Genomic DNA, 20,881 nt, shown 5'->3' with positions numbered 1-20,881 from the left:
AATATATGAACCTGTTTGACTCAAACAACGTGTCCAAACATTTGGATCATGTGCGTATTGTTATGGTCAATACCACCCTACCAGCCAATATTGGTAGTGCCTTACGCGCAATGAAAACCATGGGTTTATCAAAACTTGTGCTCGTCGCACCTAAGACATATCCACATCCGGATATTGATGCACTGGCAGCAGGCGCTCAAGATTTAATCGAAAAAATTGAAATTGTTGAAACCTTAGAGCAAGCCATTCAAGATTGCCATATGGTATTTGGAACCAGCGCGCGTAGTCGTACGATTCCATGGCCATTGCTAGATGTTCGACCTGCTGCAAAAGAAGCATTAAATGCTGCAACCAAACAACAAAATATTGCAATTGTGTTTGGCCGTGAAGATCGTGGACTCACAAATGAAGAGTTAGCCTTAGCCAATTATCACTTAACCATTCCAGTAAATCCTGAATATGGCGTGCTCAATGTCGCACAAGCTATTCAAGTGATCTGCTATGAGTTAAGAATGGCTGCGCTTGAACAAAATACTCAGATTCAAGACAAGCCTGATGACCACATGCAACTGAAGCAACAACAAAGCATGGAATGGGATGAACCATTGGTTACACAACAACAAATGGAACAGTTTTATCCTCATTTAGAAAAAATGTTGACTGAAATTGAGTTTTTAGATCCAAATAATCCCCGTTTACTCCCATTACGCTTGCGTCGTCTATTCGGAAGGATACAATTAGATCGTATGGAGTATCATTTATTGCGTGGAATCTTTAGCCGCGTACAGGCATTAGCCCAAGGTTCATGGAAAAAGACCAATACGGAGGATCATAATCATGATTAAACAGCTTAAAGAAGATATTGAGGCTGTATTTGCACGTGATCCTGCAGCTCGAAATACACTAGAAGTTCTCACAACCTATCCAGGTATCCATGCACTGATTATGCATCGCATGGCGCATGAGCTTTGGAAAAAAGAATACAAAGGCACTGCCCGCCTACTTTCTTCTTTTAGCCGCTTTGCAACTGGTATTGAAATTCATCCTGGTGCAAAAATCGGTAAGCGTTTTTTTATCGATCACGGCATGGGGGTGGTGATTGGTGAAACAGCTGAGATCGGTGATGATGTAACGCTTTATCATAGTGTCACCTTAGGTGGAACCACATGGAATAAAGGCAAACGTCATCCAACACTTGAAGATGGCGTGGTTGTTGGTGCTGGTGCAAAAATCTTAGGCCCATTTACAGTACATAAAGGTGCTAAGGTTGGTTCAAATGCCGTCGTTACCAAAGAAGTACCTGCAGGCGTAACTGCCGTTGGTAACCCTGCCCGTTATATTTTCAAAGACAAAAGTCAAATCGAACAAGACGAAGTCAGTCGCCGTGACTACGCAGAAAGTATTGGTTTCGAACCTTATGCGACAACACAAGATCAGTCAGATCCTATTTTAGAAGGCATTCGCGTTTTACTCGATCGTATGCAAAAGAACGAAAAACGTATGAACATACTTTGCCAACGTCTGTCTGAACTTGACCCGAGCTTCACCTCGCAAAGTTCAAAAACTCAACCATTGAGTAAAGAAGAACTCAAAATTATTGAAGAAGTTAGGCGTGAATGCGAAGCACAGAACAAAACTTCGGCAACCTAATCAAATATATAAAAAATGTAACAAGCTTCTCATTGCAAGTTGGTTTTGCTTTTCCTAGACTGGTGAAACCAACGATCTACTTCTCATTTAACTAAAATTAATGGATGTAAAGCATGAATTTTAAGCCTTTGGCATTACTTGTACTTTCAACTTCTTTTTTGACGGCCTGTGGCGTTGCCCCTGTTAAAAAAGAGAAGGTTGCTGAACCCTTTGTGTTCAAGGAACCAGATCCAACTCCTCCATTCTATGCTTTAAATCCAACCAAGTATGATGCTCCACCAAGTTTTGAAGTCGCAATTAAAGATGCTGCTGCTCAACCTGTCACGAAAATGGTGGTGTCTTTACAAAGCGATCCAACCAAATCAACCACACTAGACATCAATAAGTTGATCGTCCCAACCATTGACAACAAACAACGCAACATGAAATATGCGGTTCTTGCTGGTGAGAATGAAATTGATGTCACTGAAATCGATGACTTTTTACAATTAGTTGAAGGTAAAGCACGTCACTACCCACCTCGTTTCCCAGAACGTCAAGAACGTAAGGGCTATGAAGTGAAGTTAAAAGAAACCACGCAGAAACTGGATGCTTTAGCCGAACAGCCAAATGCTTCTTTAGATATCTTGACTCGCGCATTTAAAGCAAGCGTGATGGCACGTAACTTAGACTTAGGTACATCTTATACCTCAAAGTCATTAACTTATGCACAACGTATTCTTGCGATCAGCCCAAATGACCCTGAAACAAACTTCTGGTTTGGTTTTGGCTTATCAGAAGGCGGTGGCCAACGTGAGGCAATTCCATATTTAGATAAAGCAATGAAAGGTGGCGTTCAAGAAGCTTATCTTTCTGCTGCCAACAACTATTTATGGTTAGAGCAAAAGAAAAATGCGCTTCAAACCTTGAAAAACTATAAAATCAACTATCCTGATGAAGCAGAAGTGACAGACCGCTTGATCAAAGAAGTTGAAGCTGGAAAACGCTGGAATGTGTGGCAAGTTCTGAACTAATTGGGCTTGTAGAATCGCATTACAAAAATAGACTGCTGTGTGCAGTCTATTTTTTTATCTATGATTGAAAAAACATTCGATTTTCGTATTATAGCTACAATCTTCCAGCGAACTTGCTGACATACCATGCTAGCATTTACACCGAAAAAGCGTCTATTTTTTATCTCTCTCCTAAGCACCGCCGTGATGAGTGGCTGCCAAGTTGTCAGTATCAAACAACAAGCTCTCAATGTGACGATTGCCAACGAACGTAATAGCATTCTTACGCAAAAGAAGCTCAGTGAAGCCAGCCTCAATGTCTTGTCGATGTCTGGCAAAGAAGCCAAAGTGTGTATGCAAACACCAAATGAGTGTATTGCAGATCTACACAAAATTCCGCAAATTCAGGATGAGCAACTTTTATCTACAGCGAGCGAGCTCTATCTCTCAAAAGCGCTGAGTCTGTCCGACGCGTCCGAATGTAAAATCAGCAAACTGACAAAACACAAACCTGAAGAAGAACAGAAAGCCATACAAAAGACATACGAGCAATGCTTAGATCAAGAGCTTGAAGCTTTAGATAAAAGCATCCGTTATAGCTATGCATATTTGTTCAAAACGTCACGTCAGCCGCAAGAACGCATTTTTGATAACCGTCAGGTCCAGATTCGAGACTTTTACAATCAAGCTTTAACCAAATTGGTGAATGTGCATAGCTTAAGAAATCCTTCTAAAACCATTAGCCCGACCATTCAAATTGGCAAAAGCACCTATACAATAGACATTCAATCTTATCAACGCTTACAAAATATGAAGCTGGAGAAATTTATTTCCAGCTATAACATGAACTTTTCAGGATTAAGAGCCATTAACCGCCGAGATGGTTTCGGTTCAGATTTCGTAGCCGTGTTTCCTTCAACAGATGCTGCCCATGGGGAAAATAAATATATTCTTGATCCATTAAGTTATAGTTATCCAAATGGAATTAACCCTAATATTCATAAAGCACGTTATTTGGCTGCGACCATTATTGCGCAACCCAAGAATGCAGCCGCAACCATTAATGATGTTTTAAATAATCCAGACTTTGAAGTAAAGGTTTATGACCCTTATAGCGTTGAGAAAGTCAGTATTGCAGGTAAAGAATATTCGCTTGCAGCCAATTTCTCTGCACCTTATGGACTCTGGTTAGCTGAGAATAATTTAGGTGCAGCGGCTTATTTAACTTTAATTGATCGTGATCAGCATCTGACCATGCCACATCTCTATATGCTTGAACCATATAATCCGAACAAGAAAGTGATTGTATTGGTACATGGTCTTGCCAGCAGCCCTGAGGCATGGATTGCAGTGACCAATGATATTATGGGTGATGCGGTACTACGTGAACACTATCAAGTTTGGCAAGTGTTTTATTCAACCAATATGCCAATTCTAGAAAGCCGTTTTCAAATTTACGCCTTATTAAAACAAGCCTTTGGCTCACTCAACAATAAAGATGCTGCAGCACAAGATGCGGTTTTAATTGGGCATAGTATGGGAGGCATTATCAGTCGACTCTTGGTGAGCAATGCTGATATTTCCAAACAAGCTCTGACCATGATGAGTAGCCGTCAACAAACTCGTTTGCGTAAACACCCTGTGATTGGTGAACGACTTAAAATGGAACCGATAACCAATTTTGATCGTGCCATTTTCTTGGCTGCTCCACATAAAGGAACTGACTTTGCCGATCGTTGGTTTACACTGGCCGCACGTAAAATCATCAAACTCCCTGCAACCTTCTTGACTACTTTGGCAGATACACTCACCAGTGATGACATGGATCTTAAAGATTTTGTCAAAACACTGACCAATGATGTGATTCAAAATGGTCCAAGTGATCTCAGTAAAAAATCCAAGTTTATGGAATTAACCGCGTCTATTCCGCCAGAAAATGGACTGGTTTTTCACTCGATTATGGGGAACATTACCAAGAGTAATGATCCAAATATCATTACAGACGGGATTGTTCCTTATAAAAGTGCACATTTAGATGGTGCTGTTTCCGAGAAGATTTTCACTGGCGGTCACTCGATTCAGGAAACACCAGAAGCGGTGTTGGAGTTACGCCGTATCTTACGTGAACACCTTGTCGATCACGGTTTATATAAACCGAAGAACTAAACACAATAAAAAAAGCCCCAACTGTGTGGGGCTTTTTTAGATCAAATCATTTATACGCCAGAACGGATCATATAATCAAAGGCAGATAGAGATGCTTTGGCGCCTTCACCTGTGGCAATGATGATTTGCTTGTACGGTACTGTGGTACAGTCACCCGCAGCAAATACACCTTTGACATTGGTTTCATTGCGATCATTAATCACGATCTCACCACGGTTGCTGAGTTCAACCGCACTGTTCTTTAAGAAATCCGTGTTTGGCAATAAACCAATTTGTACGAAGATCCCTGCAAGTTCAACCGTGTGTTCAACCTCAGTGCCGCGATCTTTGTATTTCAGCGCTGTTACTTGTGAACCGTCACCGACCACTTCTGTACTGAGTGCATTCAGGATTACAGTGGTATTTGGCAAGCTATTTAGCTTGTCCTGCAATACTTGGTCTGCACGAAGTTTGGTATCAAATTCAACCAAAGTCACATATTCAACAATGCCAGCAAGGTCAATCGCGGCTTCGACACCTGAGTTACCACCACCAATCACCGCAACACGCTTGCCTTTGAATAGTGGACCATCACAATGTGGGCAATATGCGACACCACGAGTACGGTATTCAGCTTCACCCGGTACATTCATTTCTCTCCAACGTGCACCTGTAGACAGGATGATGGTTTTCGATTCAAGCTTGGCACCATTTTCCAGTTCAACCTCAACCAGACCATTGGCCGTTTGATCTGCACCTGTGATCTTGCTGACACGTTGTAAGTTCATGATATCCACACCGTATTCACGGACATGTGCTTCCATATCTTGAGCGAACTGAGGACCCACAGTTTTTTGAACAGTGGTAAAGTTCTCAATGTCCATGGTATCCATCACCTGACCACCGAAGCGTTCAGCCACGATACCAGTTTTAATGCCTTTACGTGCTGCGTAGATTGCCGCAGTACCACCCGCAGGGCCACCACCAATCACCAACACATCAAATGCATCTTTGGCATTGATTGCTGCTGCATCTTTCTCAGCTGAATTGCTATCCAACTTGGCAACGATTTCTTCCAAAGTCATACGCCCTTGACCAATGTGTTGGTTGTCTTGGAACACCATTGGCACCGCCAAGATTTTGCGTTCTTCAACTTCATCTTGGAAGAAAGCACCATCAATCATGGTTGCCGTGGTATTTGGGTTGTTAATCGCGATTAAGTTGAGTGCTTGCACTACATCTGGACAGTTATGGCAGCTCAGCGATACAAACACATCAAAGTTTGCAGTTAAGTTGAGGCCTTTGATCTGAGTGAGTACGTCATCAGACACTTTAGGTGCATAACCTGATACTTGTAATAATGCCAAGATCAAAGAAGTAAACTCATGTCCCATCGGCAAGCCAGCAAAGAACACACGTGGTTGTTCACCTACTTTAGCTACACCGAAACTAGGACGGCGAGCGTTTGAACCGTCAAAACGCGCCGTAACTTGGTCAGAAAGTTCAGCAATTTCAGTCACCAGTTCTTTGATTTTTTCTGCTTTGTCTGAGTCATCTAAAGCAGCAACCAACTCGATTGGACTTTCTAAACGTTCTAAGTAAGCTTTTAATTGAGTTTTAATATTTTGATCTAACATGTATTTCTCCAAACGCTAAGATTTTTAAATCAGCTAAATTCATTCATTAAGGCTATAGTACGCAAAAGTACTAAACAGGTAAAACAGTATGTTTTTATAGTTTTAATCGGATAAACCGAACATTGATTTACAAGACATCAAGCTTCTGGGTAATTCGAACACGGCGATTTTTCAAATTTTTGGCAAGTACATATAAAATTGCACTTAAAGCAACTGCCAATACAATCACCCCCCATAAAATCATGTTCACAATCTGAGAAACACGCTCTGCTTGCTGAGCACGTTGATCTAAAGGTTGAGTGACTGAAGTAATACTTTTGCCGTACAACTGCTGCTGCATGACCCATAATTGCTCAGGCTTGAAATCATAGCGCTGAAACTGATCAGGATTAGCCTTCTCGGTACTAATTAACTGATTCACATAAACATTAGCAGTCTTTCGATCAATAGGTTGGTGCAACAACGCGACTTGTGCCAAGACATAGGCTTTTTCAGTTGCGTCTATATCTGCTTGTTGTAAATCTTGAGCAATCTGACTTTCAACAATATTGTTTTGATAGCTCATCCATTGTTGATAAGCCTGCTTAGTTTCATCTTTCCAGTCATACTGGATGTAGGTCAGACCTGACCAAAGTAAAATAAATGAAATCACCCACGCCAGAATACGCTGTGTCCATGCCTGAAAACGTTGCTGAAAAAATTTAAATTTCTTCGCCCAACTGACCAATAAAAAGGCACCAATGAATGAAACAAAAATTTTTAGAAACAACCAACCAAACCATGACAACAAATTAAAGAAGTAATCCACAGGTTGTTTAAATGGCACCAATTCTTGAACATGATAAGGTAAATCCAAAGCCTGAACATGTGTGGAAAGATCAAAGAAACGATAGATAAATTCTTTTTGCAAAAATAACGATGCAACCGTAACAACGACTAAGCTACTGGCGAGAACAAACCAGATCATTAAATGACGCTGACGCTTTTTTAACACATCTAAACGCTGGTCTATCGGTTGTACACTAAAATCTTCTATGGGTGACAATGATCTTTCCTTTAACAACTAAAAACATATCAAGATTTAGGTGGCTGGCTATTCTCAAGCACCAAATGATTCAAACTCTCCTGCAAAGCACGCAAACGTGTGGTCGCTTCGGCACGCTTTTGCATCCCTTCTTTTTGGATTTGAATCACATCATTCACTGTTTTAATGAGGGTGTTTTGCACATGTTCAAGTGTTTCCACATCAATCACTGAACGTTGATTGGCTTTTGCGGTATCTACAGAGTTCTGATGCAATAACTCAGCATTACGACGTAATAATTCATTGGTGGTGTCATCAATCGCTTTTGCCAACTGCACGCTGTTCTTCTGCTCTTGTAGTGAAATCGCCAGACTAATCTGATTTTTCCATGCAGGTAGCGTAATGTTCTTGATGGCATAGAACTTATCCACCAACATTAAATTATTCGACTGAATAATCCGAATCATCGGCAAAGTCTGCATCGCAGATTGTTGTAGAACCTGCAAATCACTCACTCGTTTTTCAAGGTTATTGGCTAAATGATTAAGATCATAGATCTGTTGAGTAGTTTGCTGATCTTGCTCCTGTGTCGTGAGCGTCGAAATCTGCTGTTGAATATCTTGCTGTTTCAATTGCCCCGCAGCGATATAAACACCAAGTTGTTTATATTCATCCTGTACCGCATCGAACATTTTATCTAGCGTTCCAACACGTGCTTTTAAACCTGACTGTGAACTTTCAATCTCTTTAACCAACACATCGATCTGTTCTTTGGTCGTATTAAAGTGCTGATCAAAATTTTGCTTAGCACCCTTAAATTTGCTCAGTAAACCACCGAAAAAACCCGAGTTTTTAGACTTATTTAAAATACTGGAAGTATTGAGTTGCTGTGCAACCTGAACCACCTCATTCAACTTTTGCCCTGTGGCATCTAAGTCCTTATTTTGAACCAAACTCAATAATTCATCGGTATAAGCAGATGTCTTATTGGCAATATTTTTGCCGTATTCTGCAACTGCAGTGGTACTGATATCGGCCAGTTCTTTATGCGCATCCATCACTTCAGCAAAATCTTGAGGTTGTAGACCTAAGTCTTTTAAGTTCAACTGCTCAAAACGTTGCTCTGGCTTAATTTCAAGCTCATGAGATGCTTTGCTAAGTTCTGAATCTGACATCATATTTCCCTCTTATTTCTGTAATGATTTTTTCAAATTTTGAATGAGATCTTCTCGACTCTTATCGAGTTGATCCAATGTTGCCGTCGAGTGCGATTCTCGACTTTGCTTTAAGTAATATTGCCAAGCAGGAATCAAGACCTGTTGCGCCTCTTTAAAACGGTCCAGAAGGTTAAAAGACAAATGCTGTGACAATTGCATTTGCTTCATGGCAATATCATTACTGCTTTGCAATGTTTGTAAGGTATTAATTTTTTTAGATAGTCGCTCGACAAAATGATCAAGTACTTGCTGTTTGGTAAATTGAGGATATTCTTTTAAAAACTCATCAGCAGCCTGAATATAGGCAGCCATCTGTTCCCTTAAACCCAATGCCTGTTGCAAACGAGACTGCGATTTTTGAATTTCGATTTGCAAGCGTTGGCTTAAATGATTGGCCTCATTAATTAAGCGGTCAAGATCTTTGACATACTTCACCTGCCCTGCATCGTACTCAATATCAATCCCGAGCCATTTTTGTAGTGCATTAAAACGTCGTGTGCCCAAATGTTTTTTTGATAAAGACAGCTGCTGAATAATCTGAGTAATCACTTTACTCAACTGTTGATTCAGCTTAGGATCAACCCCATTCAATAAGACACTTTGGGCTTGTACTAAATGATCCGCATAATGATTGAGGCGATGCGGGTCATTGAGTAAAGGTAATAAATCATTGCGCTTAATCGCTAAAATATGTTCTTGATTTGACTCAATTTGCGATAAAGGTGTTAAGTCGTGCGGTAGCGTCATATCAGTCGGAAATCATAAGAACAAATAAATTTGAACATTTTTAGTTGTAGCATGTTCTTAGGCTTTCGCATACTTAAATGTTGTTATGATTTTTAACAATTTCTACTGACTTATCAATAAAAAAACCCTCTCAATTACAATCAATAAAGAGGGTTCATGAATCAAATCATGCGTTACTCATCATTGAGGGCACATTCAAAGTTGTTTGGATTTTGTTTGCAGCGAACTTTTTTCAAGAAGTTCATCATTTTTGGATCATAAATTCCTGCTTTAGTGAGTGAGATACGTGCTTCACGCATCATCTTCATATAGTTGACTTGTTCTTCAGGTGGGATAATCATCCAGTACTTAGTTGGAATTTCTTTTTCGTATTTTGAAATAATATTAAAAGTACGACCGAGTTGCCCCGCAACCCATTCACGCGATTTCTGCCCAAACCCTTCAGGAAATTTATCCTTTCGAATAATGAAATTTGCCGAGATTTGCGTCAGTGGAAATTTGACAATTCCGCCTTTATCGCCAAGTCCCTTATAAAGCTCAAAAGGCTTATAGGCAACAATTGGCGCAGGCACAATATCAATTTGATGATTATTAAATTTCGCCCCTGCATTGGTCACATCGACTGAAACAGCTTGTGCACCTATTTGTGCAACCAATTTCGGTTGAGCTTCATCATAAGCAAATACACCAACTTTCTTACCTGCAGCCTTAGCCAAAGTATTTATACTACGATCAGCAACAAACAAATACGCAGGACCAATCGTTCCAAGACCCGCAATTTCATAAGGGCCATTGATCATACTTTTTGCCGCTTGTGGTTTAGAGAGCAATTGATAAGCAAGAATTGCCGTTTTCAAATCAGTTAAAGCGCCAACTGCATCAAGTGAACCGACATATTTATTGAATTGTCGACCACGTAATCCACTGATAATTGCGCCATCACATTGCCCTACTTTTAAATCTTCTGCCGCAACACGCTCATCAACATAAGCACGCAAATCAATCTCTGCGCCCCACTTTTTTGCTTCTAATGCATAATCTTTTGCCAGTGCAAATGCATCACCCGATTTACCCACTGGATCAAAGACACAAACCGTTTGCTTCGCCTGCGTTGCTGCAGCGAATCCGAATAATGCCAAAGCAATTAAACCGTTTTTAATAATCATCTCGTTCTTCCCAGATAAGATTTGTTTTATCTCTTTATCTCAACTTATTTGTTGACACTATCCTATGACGAGATTTCTATTTTTTAACGGATTTACAGCCAATCATTCAATTGATGCGAGTATTTTACCAATCTAAATTACGCTGAGGAACTAGGAGGAAGTGCATAAGTCCCAATCACATGCGCAACAGGCTCTTCATCGTCAAGCGAGTATAGCCATACTTCACCTGTGACCAAAGTTTTGCCAACTTTAATCAACTTACACACAGCTCGAATATCTCGCGTTCCATCTGGTTTACGAAAGAAGTTAATGGTCATGTTGGTGGTGACAGCCATCGCAACCAGTCCCAGATGTCCCAAGATGGCAATATATAGTACATAATCTGCAATCAACATGAGCGTTGGACCAGAAACGGTTTGTCCTGGACGTAAATCTCTTGGATCGACGTGATAAAGCAATTGAGCACCCTTAGGCGTAATCTCTTCAATACTGCTTTTCTTAAGTGCCTGTGGAAATTCTTGTGCTAAAAACTCAATGATTTCTTGTTTATCCATTGCCATATACTTTCCAAATTATTTATCGTGTTGTGTATAAAAATCTAAACTCCAAACCTAATCGACTTGATCTGAAAGCTCATTCAATACCTGCCAATAAGTCGGTGGCGCAGATACATGTCCACGTTCACGTAGCATCTGATGCATTCTTGGCAATTTAAAATAAGGTACAGCTGCCATTAAATGATGTTCTTTATGATAGTTAACATTAATCGGTGCGACCAAAGCTCGGGCCAGATAACCCGCCTTTGTGGTACGGGTATTGGTTAGAGCACTATTGCTGGTCTCCATTCCAGCATGCTCTGCCATTGAACGAACACGCAAGAATAATGGAAATGGCGTTAAATATGCCACAACCCACAATGCATAGAGTTTAGGATGACCCGCTGCCCATAATGCTGAAAATAAAGCCGCATTGGTTGCAATTGCACCACCACTATTTTTAAGAAAAGTTTTTGGATAATCTGTCCAATGTCGTCCTTCTTGAGAAATCCAGCGACGATCATTTGATACCGTCCACTCCATTTTCCCAATATCCATCAACACTCGACCGACCGCAAACTTGAATCCAGTCACACCCGATAGATCACGCATAAACTTACGCATCAGTGATTTTTTAGTGGTTGGAAAGCCCGTTACAAGTGATAAGTCTGGATCAGCTGGCGTTGAGGTTTTACTATGGTGACGCATATGATGGGCACGATATTTATGTAGATCATTCCAAATCGGACGTGCACATAGCCAATCCGTCAAAGTATCATTCAACCATTTGGTTTTAAATAAACTTTGATGGGAAGCATCATGCATGATGATCGCGAGTGCCAACTGACGGCCAGCCAAAATGACCAAGGCTGCAACACACATGAGTAATTTCCCCCAAGCAGGTAAATACTCCCAAGAGCTAGCCACAGCCGCAAAAGTTCCACCAATAACAGCCCATGTTGAAAACACAGCCCAACTGCCATGTGCATCAGACTTGGTTGTTAACTCGGCGATTTCTTCTCGCGAGAATAAATCGCTAATCGCTACACGTGTATTCATATCCCTATCCTGCATTTGTTTTATTTTAAAACTACACAATTTCTATTTTTATTTTAAATTAAGTAATATTTCTGTCAATAAATTAAAATTTAAATTATTGTAATATTTGTAATGAATATTTACTCAAGACTACTTTCATAAAACTTCTGCCAAGCGTCCAGACCTGTCTGATCCAGCTGCTGAACACTCTGTGCAAATTGCTCACGAAGCTGCACATCAACAAAACCTTCTGGCAATAATGGATCATTCATCAATAAGGAAATAGTTTGTCGTCCCAATAATAAAGACTCTCGCGCTGCGTCTTCTAAACTGAGCTGCTCGACAGTCGACAACCACTGTTGAATCATTTGACTATATTTTTCGTAGTTAAAATTTAAGGTTTGAGTGGACCAAAGCTCAACAATCGTAGTCAACGTTTCGGTATCAAAATGGTTAATTTGGCAAAACTTTGCACTACTCTCCAAACCTGAAGCTTTTAACTCCATAATCAGTTGATCAAAACTAATCACCAAATTATCAGGACGGATATAAATACCTTGCTCTAATTCTTTAAAACCAAAATGCTTGAGTGCTCTTTCACGACGATTTAATGCAGTACGATCAACCCGCCCAAGCTGACCCGTAAAAACTGCCAGATATTGCTGATTCCATACTTTGGTTTGTTTAATACCATGCTTACGATTCAGCATGACATTTGCCCATTCATGTGATTGAACTGTAAATTGATAGACGCCACGTTCAAGGGCTTCAATCACGCCATCACTGGATAACCGTGTCACAGCAACCCGAATGCTATTTTCACTGATTTCAAAAAGCCGCGCTGCAATAATGATTTGTTTAATTGAAATCGCTCGACCTTGAAGTCCTAACAGCAAATCAATAATTAAGTCTCGAGCATTCATTTTCGCTATTGTCATTGTGCTATTGAACCAGATTTTAAATCGTTGAAATAATAAACAGGGATTTTAACTGAGAATCTCCCTTTTCGCAGTTGCCAAAAGGGAGATGTTTTTATTTTTATAAGAAGACAAATAATAGAATAATACCAAGAACGATACGGTACCAAGCAAATACACGTAAGGTATGGCGTTCAACAAACTTCACTAATGCACTGACCACCAATAAAGCAGAAATGAACGCAGCTACAAAACCAACGGCAATATTCAGCATATTGTCTTGCGTCAACACATCAGCATTACGTGCTAAATCAAATACCGCAGCACCTAACATGGTTGGCATGGCCAAGAAGAAAGAAAACTCGGTTGCCGCCTTACGAGACAAGCCTGCAAACATCCCGCCCACAATCGTCGCACCTGAACGTGATGTTCCAGGAATCATGGCAACACACTGTGCGCAACCCACCAAGAATGCTTGTTTATAGGTGATTTTGGTGGCATCTGTAGTTTTGTGATCAAAGTTCTTTGACTCTACCCAGAAAATGATCAAACCACCAACAATTAAAGCGACTGCAACCACAAGTGGGCTAAACAAAACGCTTTTAATGAAATCAACCGCAAAAATACCAATCACGACTGCTGGAATAAAAGCGAGTAAAACACTAAAGGCAAAGTGCCGTGCTTCCGCATCACCACTAAAAAAACCTTTAACCAAGTCAAAAATCTTTTGACGGTATAGCCAGCACACAGCCAAAATCGCGCCAAGCTGAATCACAACTTCAAAAACACGACCATCATCGGAATGAAAGTCGATCATATGACCAAATAAAATCAAATGACCTGTACTTGAAATGGGTAAGAATTCGGTAAGACCCTCGACAAAACCTAAAAATAAGGCTTTTAAAATTTCAATATGTTCCATAACTTACTCAAAAGAACGTAATAGCAGAATAAAAATAAACGGCAAGCTTAACCTGAAATGTAGCCACTTTATGTGATTGTCACGTAACGGTTTAGCAAAAAAGATTCGGACAAATACCTGAATTTCTATTAAATAATCATCAGACTATTTTTCTTTTGCATCTGTTCGACCACTTCATGGGTATCAAAGCCCAACCGCCAATATAAAAGCTCTAAAACATCTAATTCGTCTTGGGTAATAATCCGATCATTCCAGAGACATCTTTCTGCAATTGACAAAATATTAAGGCGATCACGCAGCAGCAAGCCAGAAACATCATTTAAAATTTCTGCTAAATCTAGAGGTTCATCTGAAATATCGGCATAAGTTTTCATTTCATCCTCAGTCAATAGCATTTGCAAAATACGCTCACGTACTTCAAGCTGATTCGGGCTATTGATCTGCTGTACATGCAGTAAGGCATCAATCAAATGCACGATCTGTGATTTCACATCTTCAAAAGCCGCAGGCAAATGTGCAGGCATTAAATTGAGTTCATGCTTCACACGTTCCAACAATAATGCATCAAGCAAACCGACTTCACCATCTTCTTGAATGATACACGCCAGCTTAGTTAAAAATTGACGTGCGATACTGGTCGGCATATGCCCAATATTTTTACAGGCGTCGTGAAAAATCTGCACATGAATACGACCATCTAAATTCAATAAAGCATCGACAATCGCATGACTGACAGGTGCTTCTTGCGGAATAAATTCGCGGTACTGACGAATCATCAAAATCGCGACCATCACTTCACGTGAGCCTGTTGCTGTTTGCATCGCTCGTTGAATTAACTCAGGACGTTTCTTATTCTTACGCACTTCTGGATTAAGTGGCTTGATTGCATCATTCAATGCAAAACTAATCGGTGATAAACGCAATAAAGGTAATGGCTGTGGCGAACTCCATGGCATGGTAAGCTCAGCACTTTCCTCCTCTAACGAACGAAACAGGCTGAATAAAGGGCGATTACGGAGCTTACGTAGATTTTCTAATTGTAGATCTTGCAACAAAGTTGGATTTAATTCGTAAATTCGTTCTTTAATACTGGGATGAATATTCATCCAACTCTGCGGACTCAGCGAGTTAGCAAAGCACATGTGCGAAATCGATTCAGAATAAGCACTATGGATCTGTGACCCCGAGTGATGCACATAAATCCGTAACAAGGTTTGAATATTGGCATTATTGTTCATCAAGCGCATGGTCTTGAGATCATTACGGAAGGTCCGACCACTTAAGGTCAAATATTTAATACAACGGGTAATTAAAATGCCTAGACTACCGATCAGCCAAATTACCCCACCAATCGCAACAAAGATAGTCTCAAATTTATTTCGATAAGTCGTTGCATAGGGATTATAACCCGCTTGAGCAAGCTTACTGCCCCACTGACTAAAAGTAGTTAAACCACTATATAGAATTTTTAGCTTGGTATTTTCAACAGCTTCACCCGATAGAATCTGATTAAACTCATAACTGAGTAAACCATAAAGTTCAAGTTCATCCAGATTTTGCAAAGCACCCCAAGTCAAAATAATCACAATATCCTGTGATCTAAACCCTGCGGTTAAAGCATTTACCCCAACCTCATCGGGAAGCACATAGACCGCTGGCGTATCAATATCAAAACTTTTAGCAACCTGTTCTACAACTTTTAAAGCGGTACTTTCTTCTGGCGTACTTCCATCGAAAACCAAGCGACGTGCTTTTAGCTGCTTTGCCAGCGAGTGACCACCTTCCCGCAGTACATAAAGTTCAGCACCCACCGACCAGAACAAGACCAAAACAAGTAAGCCGATAAAATATGGGCTAAGTACATGCCACCAAATCGGTTGGGTATAATCAAAGAAATGAACAACCAAACCCAAAATTAAATTGAGAATAAAGACGGTTAACAACATTGCAATAAGGCAGAAACTGACTGACCATGCAATATTTTTATTTTCAATTAAATAATGGCTCATTTCTTTCAATGTAAGTTTTCCCGATTACATTGTTTCAGTTAGGGTTTCCGTACCCACTATCATAAAATAAAAAAGCGGGAAATTCCCGCTTTTCTATAGATTAAGATGAGATTACTCTTCTTTGATCCCAGTTAAGTCAACTGATGCTGCATCAATATTCACATCGATATAGCCATCTGATTTGCTTTTCGCAGCATCACTACGTTTTTGCTCAAGTGCATCAAGGTATGCCTTATCGATACCACCAGCGACATAGACGCCATCAAACACAGAACAATCAAATTCAGTTAAATCTGGTACTTTGCTGGTACGAACCGCATTTTTCAAATCTTCCAAATCTTGGAAAATTAAACGGTCGGCACCAATATTTTCACGAATTTCTTCGACTGTACGACCTGACGCAATCAGCTCAGCCTTCGCAGGCATATCAATACCATACACATTTGGATATTTTACCATTGGCGCAGCTGAAGCAAAGAACACTTTCTTCGCACCAGAATCACGTGCCATCTGGATAATTTCATTACATGTGGTACCACGAACAATTGAGTCATCGACCAACAGCACATTCTTGTCTTTAAACTCAAGTTCTACGGGGTTCAATTTTTGACGAACTGATTTTTTACGTTGCTGCTGACCCGGCATAATAAAGGTACGTCCGATATAACGGTTTTTCATAAAACCTTCACGGAATTTCACACCTAAAATATTTGCCAGCTCTAATGCAGAGGTACGACTGGTATCTGGAATTGGAATCACAACATCAATATCATGCTGCTCACCCCATTCTTTCAAGATTTTATACGCCAGCTTTTCACCCATTTTTAAACGGGCTTTATAGACTGAAATCCCATCAATAATGGCATCTGGACGAGCAAAATACACGTATTCAAAAATACATGGACGATATTCAGGATTTGCAGCACATTGTTTGGTGAACAACTGCCCTTCTGAATCAATAAAAATCGCTTCGCCTGGTGCAATATCACGTTCAACTTTAAAACCAAGTGCTGTAATCGCAACAGATTCAGATGCGATAATATATTCAACACCTTGTTCAGTTTCACGAGAGCCATAAACCAAAGGACGAATCCCGTTTGGATCACGAAAACCGACCAAGCCATGACCTGTGATCATCGCGACAACACCATAAGCCCCTTTACAACGCTCATGTACGCGAGATACGGTATGGAAAATATCATCTGGGCTTGGGTTTAATGTTCTAATCTTCTGTAACTCATGTGCAAACACATTAAGTAAAACTTCAGAATCAGAATCAGTATTCATATGACGTAAATCTGTTTTGAACAGATCGTCATGAATTTCGGCAGCGTTGGTCAAGTTCCCATTATGAGCAAGGGTAATGCCATATGGAGAGTTCACATAAAATGGTTGCGCTTCAGCACTGCTTGATGAACCAGCAGTTGGGTAACGAACATGTCCGATCCCGTAGTTACCAAGCAATGCACGCATATGACGCGTATGGAATACATCACGTACCATACCGTTATCTTTGCGGAGGAATAAACGCCCTTGATGGCAGGTTACGATCCCTGCGGCATCTTGTCCTCGATGTTGCAGCATCGTTAAGGCATCAAATAACATTTGGTTCACTGGTGATTTACCGGCTATCCCAACAACTCCACACATAGCAACCTCGCGACAAGCTAGCGATTAATAAAAAGGATTTTTCGTCGAATGATCAGAACGCTCATCAACTGAAGCTCGTTCTGATTGGTCCATTTCGGTCGAAGGGCGATGTAACAACGCGCCTTCTGATGTCATTTGATTTAAAGCTTGATTTGCTGCATCTTTGGACAATTCGGTTGCCAAAGGTGCATAAGGTAATAGAATTTGTACAAATTTAGACTGTTTCCAGTGCGGTGAACTTTCAACCCAAGGCCCTAAACCCTGCATTGCGATCAGTACAATCAGTAGCCCTTTGAGAGAACCAAATGCTCCACCTGCTAAACGATTTAATGGGCCCAATTTCAAACTTTTCAAGAGCCCATTGAGTAATGCAGACACAATCCATGTACACACCACAATGATCAACACAATAAAGGCAAATGCCGCAATTTTTTGCACAACAGGGTCTTGGCTTAGACTGCTCATCGCAGGTGCCAAAACCACAGCGTATTTTGCCCCAACGATCAATGCGAATATCCATCCGATCAAGTTCGCAAAGGCTTTGATAAATCCTTGACGCAAACCGTTCAGCCCTCCAATGAGCAAAATGACCAGAATGATGATATCAAGTGTGTTCATTTCACACAGTCATCGCATTAACACAATCTTTCACAAGTGTTGGGCCGGTATAAATCAACCCGCTATAAACTTGCACTAAGCTCGCTCCAGCTTGCTGTTTGGCAACTGCTTGTTCGCCAGACAAAATTCCACCGACACCAATCAATGGAATTTGACCCGCCAACACTTTGGCAAATTGACCTAAACATTCGGTACTCTTTTCAAATACAGGTGCACCTGACAAACCACCTGCCTCGTTTCCATTTGGCAAGTTTTCAACACCTTCACGTCCAAGCGTCGTATTGGTCACAATCAAACCATCAATTTTGAACTGCAATAATTGTGCTGCAATGAATTGAATATCTTCTGAAGTTAGATCAGGCGCAACTTTAAGAACCAGGGGAACATAATGATTATATTGATTTGCCAGTTCGAGTTGACGATCTTTTAAAGTCTGTAACAACTCAGTGAGCGCATCACCACTTTGTAAACTACGTAAATTTTTTGTATTTGGCGATGAAATATTAACAGTAATATAAGAAGCGTAATTATAAACTTTTTCTAGGCAAATCAAATAGTCAGATACTGCATCTTCAACAGGTGTATCCGCATTTTTACCGATATTGATGCCTAAAACACCTTTAAATTTTGAAGCTTTTACATTTTCAATCAGTTTATCCATGCCATCATTATTAAAACCCATGCGGTTAATAATGGCTTTTGCTTGAGGGATACGAAATAAACGTGGTTGAGGATTACCTGCTTGTGGGCGTGGAGTAATGGTTCCAATCTCGATAAAACCAAAACCGAGTGCAGCTAAAGCATCAATATGCGCACCATTTTTATCTAAACCAGCCGCAAGACCAACAGGATTTGGAAATTCAATTCCCATACAGGTCACAGGTTTTGCCGCAACTTTCTGATGCATAAAGCCAATTTTATGGGCTTTATCTAGCATAGAGAGAGTCAGTTCATGTGCACGCTCTGGTGCTAAAGTAAACAACAAAGGGCGAGCCAATGAATATAACATACCAATCACAGTCTACTGATTTTCAAGTAGGCATATTATAGGCATAGGCGTATCAAAACACCATGCCTGACATAGGGTTATTTTGTAGAGTACTTGCTCTTATGATTCATGATTAGACAACTTTATGAATTTCTAATGACCAACTGTCAACTTTTGAATTAATTTTGAAGGTCATAATACTTAGATCATAAAAAAGTAGATGCTCTTATTCAGACACACCTACTTCTACTTCATAATCACCAACTAAGTTAAGTCTTCAATTATTTCCAAGAATATGAAACACCTGCACCGACAGCAGCAGTATTACCACTACTAAAGCCACTTGAAAATGCACCTTTAATCGCAACCCCATTGTCAAAATAATGACTTGCACCAACCGCAATTGCAGACTGACTATCATAATAGCCCATACCCACGCCAACAGATGAAGTACCCTGTTCAGCAGGCATTGGTATATTGGTCATTGCACTAATACCTGCGATACCCTGCGCTGCGATCTCGCGATTCTTGCGAACATCTTGACTGGTTTGATCAACACGTTTAGATACATCTCTAAAGCTATTTTCGAGATCAGTTACTTTGGTATCGGTATATGCTTTGGCATCAGATAAAACTTTCGCATCTGCTGTCTTATATTCTTGACGCATCATAGTCTCACGTTCATTGGTATACGTTTTAGCACTACTCAAAGTTGTTTTATCCCCAGCATCTGCGTGAGCTTTGGCATCATCAAGTACTTTTGCATCAGCAGCGATATAATCTTTACGAATACTCACCTCTCGTTCATCAGTATAAGATTTAGAACTATTTAAGGTTGCTTTATCCCCAGCGTCAGCATATGTCTTCGCTTCAGCTAATGTCTGAACATCAGCATCTTTCATTTGTTTTAAATTCACAGCATCTGTATCAGCCGTACCTGCCGCTACATTTATTATCTGGCGTTCTTTATTCACAGCTCCAACGGAAACAGTATTATCTCGGTTTGATGCAGAATTATTCCCTAAGACCACTGAATTTTTCGCTGAGGTATTAACGTTATTACCGACAACAAAAGTATTATCACCTGTAATGATATTGTCATTACCAATTGCATAGCTACCATTCGCTTGAACCACATTTGGATCACCAAATGCTCCTGAACGGTTGCCTTCCACTTTATTTCCTTTACCAATAACAGTATTTGCTGCTCCCTTAGCTGAAGCACCAGCACCAATCACAGTGTTATCAGCACCATCGGCATTTGTACCATCACCAAGCGCAATTGCTCCGCTACCCGTTGCTTTGGCCCCTGAAGTTGTACTATTCGCGTTAGCATCAAGGAACGGATTTTTCCCTCCTTGCTCTGCCAACCATTCTTGCTCAGTACCTGTAAAGCCGTTATCTACAGCGATATCAAAAGCACTCTTACCTGTAGCACCAACATCTCCTTTGTCCCCCTTATCTCCTTGGACACCTTGGGTTCCTTGAGCACCTGTTGCACCTTTCACGCCCTGAGCACCTGTCGCACCAACATCGCCTTTGTCACCCTTATCGCCTTGGACACCTTGAGTTCCTTGAGCACCTGTTGCACCAGTATCACCTTTCACACCCTGAGCACCAGTCGC

18 protein-coding genes are annotated in these 20,881 nt (G+C 40.5%); 4 read left to right on the top strand and 14 right to left on the bottom strand.

Going from position 1 to position 20,881, the window contains the following annotated elements; translation table 11 throughout:
- Window positions 1-5 precede the first annotated feature (5 nt).
- From F896_RS11630 to F896_RS11645, 4 genes are all read left to right on the top strand, one after another.
- A complete protein-coding gene (locus F896_RS11630) occupies window positions 6-845 on the top strand; it encodes an RNA methyltransferase (protein WP_016163383.1) in 840 nt (279 codons plus the stop codon).
- Window positions 838-1,650, top strand: a complete 813-nt coding sequence (gene cysE, locus F896_RS11635; protein ID WP_016163382.1) for a serine O-acetyltransferase — start codon at window positions 838-840, stop codon at window positions 1,648-1,650. Before F896_RS11630 ends, cysE begins: the two co-directional genes overlap by 8 nt.
- A 113-nt stretch (window positions 1,651-1,763) precedes the next feature.
- The gene (locus tag F896_RS11640; protein ID WP_016163381.1) at window positions 1,764-2,663 is read left to right on the top strand and encodes an ABUW_2363 family tetratricopeptide repeat lipoprotein; all 900 of its coding nucleotides are present in this window, start codon (window positions 1,764-1,766) and stop codon (window positions 2,661-2,663) included.
- 126 nt (window positions 2,664-2,789) lie between these two features.
- Window positions 2,790-4,808, top strand: a complete 2,019-nt coding sequence (locus tag F896_RS11645; RefSeq protein ID WP_016163380.1) for an esterase/lipase family protein — start codon at window positions 2,790-2,792, stop codon at window positions 4,806-4,808.
- A 50-nt stretch (window positions 4,809-4,858) separates the two neighbouring features.
- Here the strand turns inward: F896_RS11645 and ahpF are convergent, their stop codons facing one another.
- The 14 genes from ahpF to F896_RS20230 all read right to left on the bottom strand — a co-directional run.
- A complete protein-coding gene (gene ahpF, locus F896_RS11650; protein WP_016163379.1) occupies window positions 4,859-6,424 on the bottom strand; it encodes an alkyl hydroperoxide reductase subunit F in 1,566 nt (521 codons plus the stop codon).
- Window positions 6,425-6,551: 127 nt separating this feature from the next.
- Window positions 6,552-7,469, bottom strand: a complete 918-nt coding sequence (locus F896_RS11655) for a hypothetical protein (protein ID WP_016163378.1) — start codon at window positions 7,467-7,469, stop codon at window positions 6,552-6,554.
- 29 nt (window positions 7,470-7,498) lie between these two features.
- Window positions 7,499-8,623 (bottom strand): toxic anion resistance protein, encoded by a 1,125-nt coding sequence (locus F896_RS11660; RefSeq protein ID WP_032882360.1) that lies wholly within the window; start codon window positions 8,621-8,623, stop codon window positions 7,499-7,501.
- 12 nt (window positions 8,624-8,635) lie between these two features.
- Window positions 8,636-9,412 carry a hypothetical protein gene (locus tag F896_RS11665; RefSeq protein ID WP_016163376.1) on the bottom strand — a complete coding sequence of 259 codons (777 nt, stop codon included), beginning with the start codon at window positions 9,410-9,412 and terminating at the stop codon, window positions 8,636-8,638.
- A 173-nt stretch (window positions 9,413-9,585) separates the two neighbouring features.
- Window positions 9,586-10,578, bottom strand: coding sequence for a putative solute-binding protein (locus F896_RS11670; RefSeq protein ID WP_016163375.1), 993 nt, complete (start codon window positions 10,576-10,578; stop codon window positions 9,586-9,588).
- A gap of 137 nt (window positions 10,579-10,715) precedes the next feature.
- Window positions 10,716-11,138 (bottom strand): PaaI family thioesterase, encoded by a 423-nt coding sequence (locus F896_RS11675; RefSeq protein WP_016163374.1) that lies wholly within the window; start codon window positions 11,136-11,138, stop codon window positions 10,716-10,718.
- Window positions 11,139-11,189: 51 nt separating this feature from the next.
- Window positions 11,190-12,173, bottom strand: a complete 984-nt coding sequence (locus F896_RS11680) for a fatty acid desaturase family protein (RefSeq protein WP_016163373.1) — start codon at window positions 12,171-12,173, stop codon at window positions 11,190-11,192.
- 119 nt (window positions 12,174-12,292) lie between these two features.
- Window positions 12,293-13,090: a phenylacetic acid degradation operon negative regulatory protein gene (locus tag F896_RS11685; protein WP_016163372.1), complete on the bottom strand. Its 798-nt coding sequence runs from the start codon at window positions 13,088-13,090 to the stop codon at window positions 12,293-12,295.
- Window positions 13,091-13,190: 100 nt separating this feature from the next.
- Window positions 13,191-13,991 carry an undecaprenyl-diphosphate phosphatase gene (locus F896_RS11690; protein WP_016163371.1) on the bottom strand — a complete coding sequence of 267 codons (801 nt, stop codon included), beginning with the start codon at window positions 13,989-13,991 and terminating at the stop codon, window positions 13,191-13,193.
- Window positions 13,992-14,119: 128 nt separating this feature from the next.
- Window positions 14,120-16,009, bottom strand: coding sequence for a M48 family metalloprotease (locus tag F896_RS11695; RefSeq protein ID WP_171069658.1), 1,890 nt, complete (start codon window positions 16,007-16,009; stop codon window positions 14,120-14,122).
- A 102-nt stretch (window positions 16,010-16,111) separates the two neighbouring features.
- The gene (purF, locus tag F896_RS11700; RefSeq protein ID WP_004807897.1) at window positions 16,112-17,650 is read right to left on the bottom strand and encodes an amidophosphoribosyltransferase; all 1,539 of its coding nucleotides are present in this window, start codon (window positions 17,648-17,650) and stop codon (window positions 16,112-16,114) included.
- Window positions 17,651-17,674: 24 nt separating this feature from the next.
- Complete coding sequence (locus F896_RS11705; RefSeq protein ID WP_016163369.1) at window positions 17,675-18,268, bottom strand: CvpA family protein; 594 nt, start codon at window positions 18,266-18,268, stop codon at window positions 17,675-17,677.
- A gap of 1 nt (window position 18,269) precedes the next feature.
- Window positions 18,270-19,277: a quinone-dependent dihydroorotate dehydrogenase gene (locus tag F896_RS11710; RefSeq protein ID WP_016163368.1), complete on the bottom strand. Its 1,008-nt coding sequence runs from the start codon at window positions 19,275-19,277 to the stop codon at window positions 18,270-18,272.
- A gap of 260 nt (window positions 19,278-19,537) precedes the next feature.
- The coding region (locus F896_RS20230) for a YadA-like family protein (protein WP_016163367.1) at window positions 19,538-20,881 on the bottom strand (1,344 nt) is incomplete at its 5' end.

This window comes from Acinetobacter genomosp. 15BJ, from assembly GCF_000400715.1.
In the GTDB taxonomy this organism is placed as follows: domain Bacteria; phylum Pseudomonadota; class Gammaproteobacteria; order Pseudomonadales; family Moraxellaceae; genus Acinetobacter.
Note: the sequence above shows the minus strand (reverse complement) of the source record. Positions and strands in the feature narration are given on the sequence as shown.